We start from the raw sequence: 6,929 nt of genomic DNA on the forward strand, positions 1-6,929 counted from the left end.
GTTGCAGCGCTTCGAGCATGGCCGAGAATCCTAGCAATTCCTGGATCGTTTTGTCGACCGGCCGCGCAAAATAGCGCCACATCGGCCGACCATTCTTAACACGCGGATTGAAACTGTTCGCAAGGCCTGTCATCATTGCACTTGCAAATGCAGTCCATCTGAAACTGCAGATTCATAAAGGGAGGCGAGCATGAAACACACGGCCATCGTTGCTAGCATTGCTCTATCGATCCTGGCACTCTTGGGTAATTTGGGTGTCGCTCACGCGCAAGCCGATTGCAAGACCCTGGTGAAAGCGTCTCCCTTCGGTCCCGACGATCAGATCGGAGCGACCAACCGCGTCACGCCCGCCGTGACCAAGGCTGCCGCGGCGGAAATCCAGACCGGCGCTGTCATTTCGATGGCCTACAATCTGGTTGACGGCGTGCCTCTGTTCGGCACCCGGTTCACCAAGACGATTTTGACGAGCGCCGCGCTTGTTCCCGGCGCCGAGTACGGCAAGAACAAACTGACCTATATGGAAGATACCTACCTCAGCCAAAGCCACGTTGGCACGCATATCGACGGACTGGGCCACATCGGCATCATGGATTGCTACTACAATCAGACGCCGATGGGTAAGTTCGTCACCCAGAACTCCATCAAAAAGCTCGGGCTGGAAAACCTCAAGACTTTTGCCACCCGCGGCGTGGTCCTTGACATGGTCAAGGTGTTCCAGGAAGCTGGCAAGCTGAAGACCAATCCGGCTTGCCGGACGCCGTGTCTCGACGGTGGCACGGTGATCACCGACGCCGACATTCAGGCCGGCCTGAAGATGTACAACGTCACCCTGCGCGAAGGAGATGCGGTGTTCCTGCACACCGGCTGGGGCGATCTGTTCAAGCAGTTCCCCGCGCAGAACGCCGCCTACAACACAGCAGAGCCCGGCATTGGCAAAGCCGCGGCGGCGTGGCTCGCCGGTCAAAAGGTAGTGGCCGTCGGGACTGACACCTGGGCGGTTGAAGTGATCCCCAGCGAGGATACCGCGGAAGCCTTCCCGGTCCATGCGACACTGCTGACGGATAACGGTATCCACATCATCGAAAACGTTCGTACCGACCTGATCGCCGCTGAGGCTTCGTCCAGCAAGCGGGCGACATTCTTCCTCTCCATGACCGTTCCGAAGGCGGTGGGTACGACCGGCACCTTTGTCAATATCGAAGCCATCAGGTAGCGTGCCTGGATCAGGCTTGCCTGAATTGGGTCAAATGACGGCGCTTCACCTGAAGCGCCGTCATTTGCTGTTGGCCACCCTTGCGATGATATCATCGGGGCGCGCCACCAGCGCGGAGCCTCGGCGCTTCCTGGTGGCTTTTGCCAATCTGAACGAGGAGCCGGGCGCGCGGATCGATGGCCTGGGGTTCACCGGCGCGGAAATCCGCCGCAGTTTCGAGCTCGCCTCACGCGCCTTGCCGCTGGACATGATTTATTACGACAATGGCGGCGACGCCGACAAGGCGCTCGGCAATGCCAGGGACGCCGTCTCCCGCAAGGTCGACTTGTTGATCGAGTATAATTCGGATGCGGGAGCGAACGCCAAAATCGGCCGCGAACTAGGCGCGGCGGGCGTGCCCGTGCTGGCGGTGAATTACCCCGTTCCGGGTGCGCCGCTTTACTCGGCCGATCATCGCGAGGCTGGCCGGATCGCGGGCCAGGCCCTGGGAAAATTCGCCAGGGAGAACTGGTCCGACCAAACAGTCGTGGCAGCGATCCTCGGCGATGTCTCCGATCCATCCCCTGCCCTCACCGAGCGCATTCAAGGCGTGACGGAGGGGGTGAAGCAGGAGCTGCCCGAGCTTTCGCCGGCGCGATTGGATAGCGCCGGCCATCCAGTGCGGGCCGGAGGCGTCCTCGCCAAATTTCTCGCGGCCCAAACCAACCGTAAAGTGCTGGTGGCGACGCTCGATGACGCCACCGCGCTGGCGGCCAAATCGGCGGTTGAGGCGGCCGGGCGCATCAGCGATTGCGTCATTGTAAGCCAGGGCGCCGACCGCAGCGTCCATGGCGGCGCCAGCGAGAAAAAGGAGATCGATCCCGCCAACCGCGGCAGCATCGTTCTGGGCTCGGTCGCTTATTATTTCGACCGCTATGGCTATGAGATCCTGCCAATCGCGTTGCGAATGTTACGAGGCGAGCAGGTGCCGGCGCGAACCTCGACCAAACACGTGCTGATTTCCGCGAAGAACGTGTTTGTCGAATATCCGCCGTATGACATGAACTAGCGTCAACTCCCCGGCGGCCCGTAATAATAGATGCCGTTCTGCCCGTCTTCCGGATTGGCCATGGTGGCGAACGTCAAGCCACCATTGGCGCCGGCGGACGTGACGGAGTTGAGGGCGAAAGCGGGCAGGATACCGCCATCGGGCAGGCGGTCTCCGACCATGGCGACACGACGGATAGCTCCGGGATTTCCGAAATAAATGCCCAGCGGACCGGGGCCGTCATCGACGGCGGCCACGAAGGCGATTGCAGCGCTGGGACCGAAATTAGGCCAAGGCCCGAAAGCGGAAAAGCGGCCGCCGCCCGGCGCCGTCTCACCTGTGACCGCCAATTGGGTCAAGCCGGCCGCATTGGCAACCACCAGGGCTTCGGATGCGGCGTTTGACCCCAGATGCGCGACGAAGGCAACATTGTCGTCATCATCGATCGCGGCCCGCTCCGAAAAGCGCACCAGCATCGCGCCTCCGGGGCCGATCTCACCCGCTCCGACAACAAGGCGCAATTCGCTGGTGCCCACGACAAAAATTCCGCCCAGTAACGCCCCCCGCTCGATGACCGCGGGGAAGGCCACGGCGCCCTTGTTGTTGATTGCGGGAAGACCGAAGCGGTCAAAGGTCCCGCCGCGCGGGGTCGGATCGCCACCCGCCACGAGCTTGCGCAACACGCCGTCACTATAAAGATAGAGCACCTGCAGCGTCTCCCGGCCGCGCCTGACCGTTCCGATAAAGACAATCTGATCCCGGTTGTTGAGTGCCGGCGCATCGAATTCCAGGAAGGTGCCGTTTGGCACACCGGGCGCGTCGCTCCCGCTCAGCGCGATTGCCTTGAGGCGGCCATCGGCTGCAAGAAAGATCCCCTCGGTGGCGCGAGCTCCGGCAATGGTCGCACCAAAGGCGACTTTGCCCGCATCGTTCAGCGCCGGAAGCGGATGTCGCGCAAATTCGGACAGCACGCCGCCTCCCGGCACCGCATCGCCGACCGCCGCTGCCTTGGCAATCCCGGAAGCCGTCGCAAGGAAGATGCCTTCCGCCACCTTCGCTCGCGCGACGCTCGCATAAAAGGCAACCTGGCCACGGTTGTTGACCGGCGCAACGATCGGCTGGGAGCCCACGTCGAACCGGTTGAACCTGCCGCCGCCGGGGGCGGCCTGTCCGGAAGCAACGACGAGATGCAGAGCATGCGCGACTGGAGAAGCCGGCGTCGCCGCAGCCTTGCGAGCCGGTTCCGACAAACTGGCCCATAAGACGGCGATCCAGAGCAGCAGGATCGCTACAGCTGCTACCACAAGGCGGGAGCGCGCACTCACGAGCAGTGGTCCGCCGAACGGCGGCCGTTGGAGAGCACCCATCTCGATCAATTCTTCATCATGCCCGCCTTGAGCGTGGCCACGTCATGACGAAGCATCTTGAGATAAGTATCGGCCTCTTCACCCGGCTTCGAGAGAGCGTCGCCATAAAGCGTGCCGCCGATCGATGCACCGGTTTCCCTGGCGATCTGCTGCATGGCGCGGGGATCGGTGATGCTGTCGAGAAACAGGGCATGGATATTTTCCCGTCGGATTTGTTGGGCGAGCCGCGCCAGCTCAGCCGCGGACGGCTCACTGTTATTTGTCCAGCCATTGATCGATAGCAGCGTGATTCCATACGCCCTCGCCAGGTATTGCAGCGAATCGTGGGAGGCGAGAATGCGCCGCTTGGCCGGCGGCAGGGCAGCGATCTCGGCTTTGGCCCAGGCGTCGGTGGCTTGCAATTCCCTGATGTAGGCGTCCGCTCGCGCGCGATACTCCGCGGCATTGGCCGGATCGCTTCTGGCCAGGGCCGCGGCGATGTTCCTGACGTAAATGACACCGTTCTTCGGGTCGAGCCAGGCGTGCTGGTCGATCTCTTCTTCGGCGGATTTGCTCCGCGGCGCGCGCTCCTCATTGGAAGTGAAGGTTTTCGCACCTCTGCTCACGACGATTTTAGTGCCGCTAAACTTGACCTGCTTGAGCAGAGGTTCGAGCCAGGGTTCGAACTCGTCGTTGAGATCGTTCATGAAGACGATCCTGGCTTCGGCCACGCTCTTGCCGTCAGCCATGGATGGCTTGAACAGTTCGGTATCGCCGCCCGGCCCGACCAGGGTGACGAGATCAACGCGATCACCAGCCACATTCGTCACCATGTCACCGATGACGCTGAACGTCGCCACAACCTTGATCCGTTCGGCAGCCTCGGCCACGCCGACGCTCAGCAATATCGCAAGGCCGGCAAGAACAAGCCGGAACTGCGCGCGAATTGAATTGTTGCGTTTCATCGCTGTCGCTAGAGCCCCTTGGGTTCAAGTCGCGTCCGGCCCGCGGCCAGCAGCGACACGCCGTAGATTACCCCTGCGCCCATCACGATCGCCGGGCCGGAGGGCAGTTTTGCGTAATAGGAAATCAGGAGCCCTGCAAGGGCCGCGGCCATGCCGATGAACGTCGCAAGGGCGATCATCGGCCACACCTTCCGGGTCCAGCAGCGCGCCGCGGCCGCGGGTAGCAGCATCGGCCCAATGGCAAGCAAGGTGCCGAACGCCTGGAAACTGGCGACCAGATTGAGCACCACAAGCGTGACGAAAACGGCGCGGAATGCTCCGCCGCCACCTCCCACGGCGCGCAGGAACGCCGGGTCAAAGGATTCGATGGCCAGCGGGCGATAGAGCGCGGCAACGACCAGCATGGTTACGCTGCTGATGCAGGCGATGAGCACCAGTGCCTTCAGATCTACCGCGAGCACGGTACCGAAAAGAACGTGCATCAAATCCGCCTGGCTGCCCCGGGCGGCGACAATCATGACCCCGAACGACAGGGATACCAGGTAAAATGCAATCAAGCTTGCATCCTGAAGCTGCGGCCTTGACCGTGCCATGAGGGCGGCCAGGCCCGCCACCGCAAGGCCGGCCAGCAGACCGCCCAGAGTGAGGGCAGCCAGGGAATAGCCGGCGTAAAGAAAACCCAGCGCAGCGCCCGGCATCACGGCGTGCGACAACACATTTCCGTCCAGACTCTCGCGGCGCATCAGCAGAAGTGTGCCGATCGGCCCGTTCGCCAGAGCGAGAGCGAAGCACGCGACCAGCGCGACACGCATAAAGCCGAAGGTCGCGAATGGACCGATCAGAAGGTCAATCAACTGTCCGCTCACGCAGCTCGTCCAATACGATCGCTCTCCGGCGGACCGACCGCTTCTTGGGCGCGCGCCAGATTGTCAGCCGTAAGCGAAACCGGGGTGGCACCCCAGGCGATGGGCACGCGCGCCAGCAGAAGCGTCGAGGGAAAATGTTGACGTACCCGGTCGAGATCATGCAGCACCGCGACGACGGTTCGCCCCTCTTCCCGCCAGCGTTGCAGGAACTGCAGCAGCTCCTCGGTCGTGCGCTCATCCAGCGAGGCGAAAGGCTCATCGAGCAAAATGACGTCGGCGTCCTGCAGCAGCAGCCGCGCGAACAGAGCCCGCTGGAATTGACCGACGGAAAGTTCGGCGATAGGCCGATCGATGACGGTCGACAGACCGACCGCCGCGACTGCCTCATGGACACTCGCGGCGAGCCCGGGCGGAACCTCCCGGACCGAACCGAACTTTCGCCAATCGCCAAGTGCGACGAGTTCGGCGACCGTAATCGGAAAGTCGCGATCGAGTTCGTCCTGCTGCGGCAGATACGCCAGCCGATGACGCGCAAAAGCAGGGCAAACGACCTCGCCGGACGTAGGACGAATGACCCCGGCGAGCGCCTTCAGGAGTGAGCTCTTGCCGGCTCCATTTGGGCCGATGACGGCCGTGAGGCTCGCGGGTGCGAATTCACCGGTCAAGTTCTCCAACGCGTATCTTTCACCATAGCACACCGAAAGATTGCGAACCGTAATTCCTTCGTTTCCGCCACCGACGAGTCTGTTGGACGGGCCGGGATCGTAACCGCCATCAAGATGACGGGAGAACATAGCTTGCGCGCCACCGCCAAGGGCCAGGAGCGAAACGGCGAGCGAGCGTCGCAGGGGTGCGGCCGCGGCGCGTGCCGCGCTGACCATGTCGGATAAAGACCGACGCCGCCGCTCCCGATCCAAAGAATCGGCCATTACACCTCCGCGCAAAGGAATGCCACAACCGCGGCAGTCTAGGGAGCGCGGTTGAGAGGGTCAATCCTGCCACAGTTGTCTGCCACAGTTGTCCTGCCACAGTTGTCGCTTCGACGAGCTGGTGAAAGCGCTGCCTGCTCGCAAATCCGGCCGGATCAGCACATGCGCAATACTTGGCGGCGGATTCTTGGAGATGGAATTACCGTGCAGCTAATCTAATTCCAGGTTCCGCGATAGCGCGCGTTAACGGCTTTCCGGTTCGGCCGGCTTCTGCCCACGCTCGCCCACTTTGAGCGCGCGCCCGGTCCGGCGTTCGAGGCGGGCGAGAAAGCGATCGTTGCCGAGCGGCCACCTGCTCCCTGCCGGTCTCCCGGCGCACCCACCGTAATCTTATTCTTGGCATCTGCGGTCAGTGAGCCGGTGTGAACGATCCGGCTCGCCGTCCTGTACTGCTGGCGCAGCAATTTCACGGTTCATCCGATGAGCCATCGCCCGTTGTGAATATCGAATTTCACCAAACCTTCGCCACGCATTTTCAAAAGGAGGGATTGACAGGCTTCCTCATTCACTACGTTGGCGCGTT

6 protein-coding genes are annotated in these 6,929 nt (G+C 62.2%); 2 read left to right on the top strand and 4 right to left on the bottom strand.

The window, feature by feature from the left end:
- The first annotated feature begins 190 nt into the window (after positions 1-190).
- On the top strand, positions 191-1,213 hold the full coding sequence (locus WCE35_RS13400) for a cyclase family protein (RefSeq protein ID WP_424593832.1): 1,023 nt from the start codon (positions 191-193) through the stop codon (positions 1,211-1,213).
- 34 nt (positions 1,214-1,247) lie between these two features.
- Positions 1,248-2,261 (top strand): sugar ABC transporter substrate-binding protein, encoded by a 1,014-nt coding sequence (locus WCE35_RS13405; protein WP_424593833.1) that lies wholly within the window; start codon positions 1,248-1,250, stop codon positions 2,259-2,261.
- Between the two features lie 2 nt (positions 2,262-2,263).
- On the opposite strand, the gene WCE35_RS13410 is transcribed toward WCE35_RS13405, so the two are convergent.
- Genes WCE35_RS13410 through WCE35_RS13425 form a run of 4 tightly spaced genes read right to left on the bottom strand, consistent with a single transcriptional unit; the run spans position 2,264 to position 6,346 of the window.
- Positions 2,264-3,607, bottom strand: a complete 1,344-nt coding sequence (locus WCE35_RS13410; protein WP_424593834.1) for a DUF7453 family protein — start codon at positions 3,605-3,607, stop codon at positions 2,264-2,266.
- Between the two features lie 5 nt (positions 3,608-3,612).
- Entirely contained in the window at positions 3,613-4,551 is a 939-nt protein-coding gene (locus WCE35_RS13415; protein ID WP_424593835.1) for a metal ABC transporter solute-binding protein, Zn/Mn family, read from the bottom strand.
- 8 nt (positions 4,552-4,559) lie between these two features.
- A complete protein-coding gene (locus tag WCE35_RS13420; protein WP_424593837.1) occupies positions 4,560-5,363 on the bottom strand; it encodes a metal ABC transporter permease in 804 nt (267 codons plus the stop codon).
- Positions 5,364-5,413: 50 nt separating this feature from the next.
- Complete coding sequence (locus WCE35_RS13425) at positions 5,414-6,346, bottom strand: metal ABC transporter ATP-binding protein (protein ID WP_424593836.1); 933 nt, start codon at positions 6,344-6,346, stop codon at positions 5,414-5,416.
- Positions 6,347-6,929: the final 583 nt, after the last annotated feature.

It is taken from the genome of Bradyrhizobium sp. (assembly GCF_049691595.1).
In the GTDB taxonomy this organism is placed as follows: domain Bacteria; phylum Pseudomonadota; class Alphaproteobacteria; order Rhizobiales; family Xanthobacteraceae; genus Bradyrhizobium.

Excerpts from the sequence above, each read along its gene's own strand:
- WCE35_RS13420 (WP_424593837.1), bottom strand. The coding sequence starts at position 5,363 with ATGCGTGTCGCGCTGGTCGCGTGCTTCGCTCTCGCTCTGGCGAACGGG.
- WCE35_RS13405 (WP_424593833.1), top strand. The coding sequence starts at position 1,248 with ATGACGGCGCTTCACCTGAAGCGCCGTCATTTGCTGTTGGCCACCCTT.
- WCE35_RS13400 (WP_424593832.1), top strand. The coding sequence starts at position 191 with ATGAAACACACGGCCATCGTTGCTAGCATTGCTCTATCGATCCTGGCA.
- WCE35_RS13425 (WP_424593836.1), bottom strand. The coding sequence starts at position 6,346 with ATGGCCGATTCTTTGGATCGGGAGCGGCGGCGTCGGTCTTTATCCGAC.
- WCE35_RS13415 (WP_424593835.1), bottom strand. The coding sequence starts at position 4,551 with ATGAAACGCAACAATTCAATTCGCGCGCAGTTCCGGCTTGTTCTTGCC.
- WCE35_RS13410 (WP_424593834.1), bottom strand. The coding sequence starts at position 3,607 with ATGGGTGCTCTCCAACGGCCGCCGTTCGGCGGACCACTGCTCGTGAGT.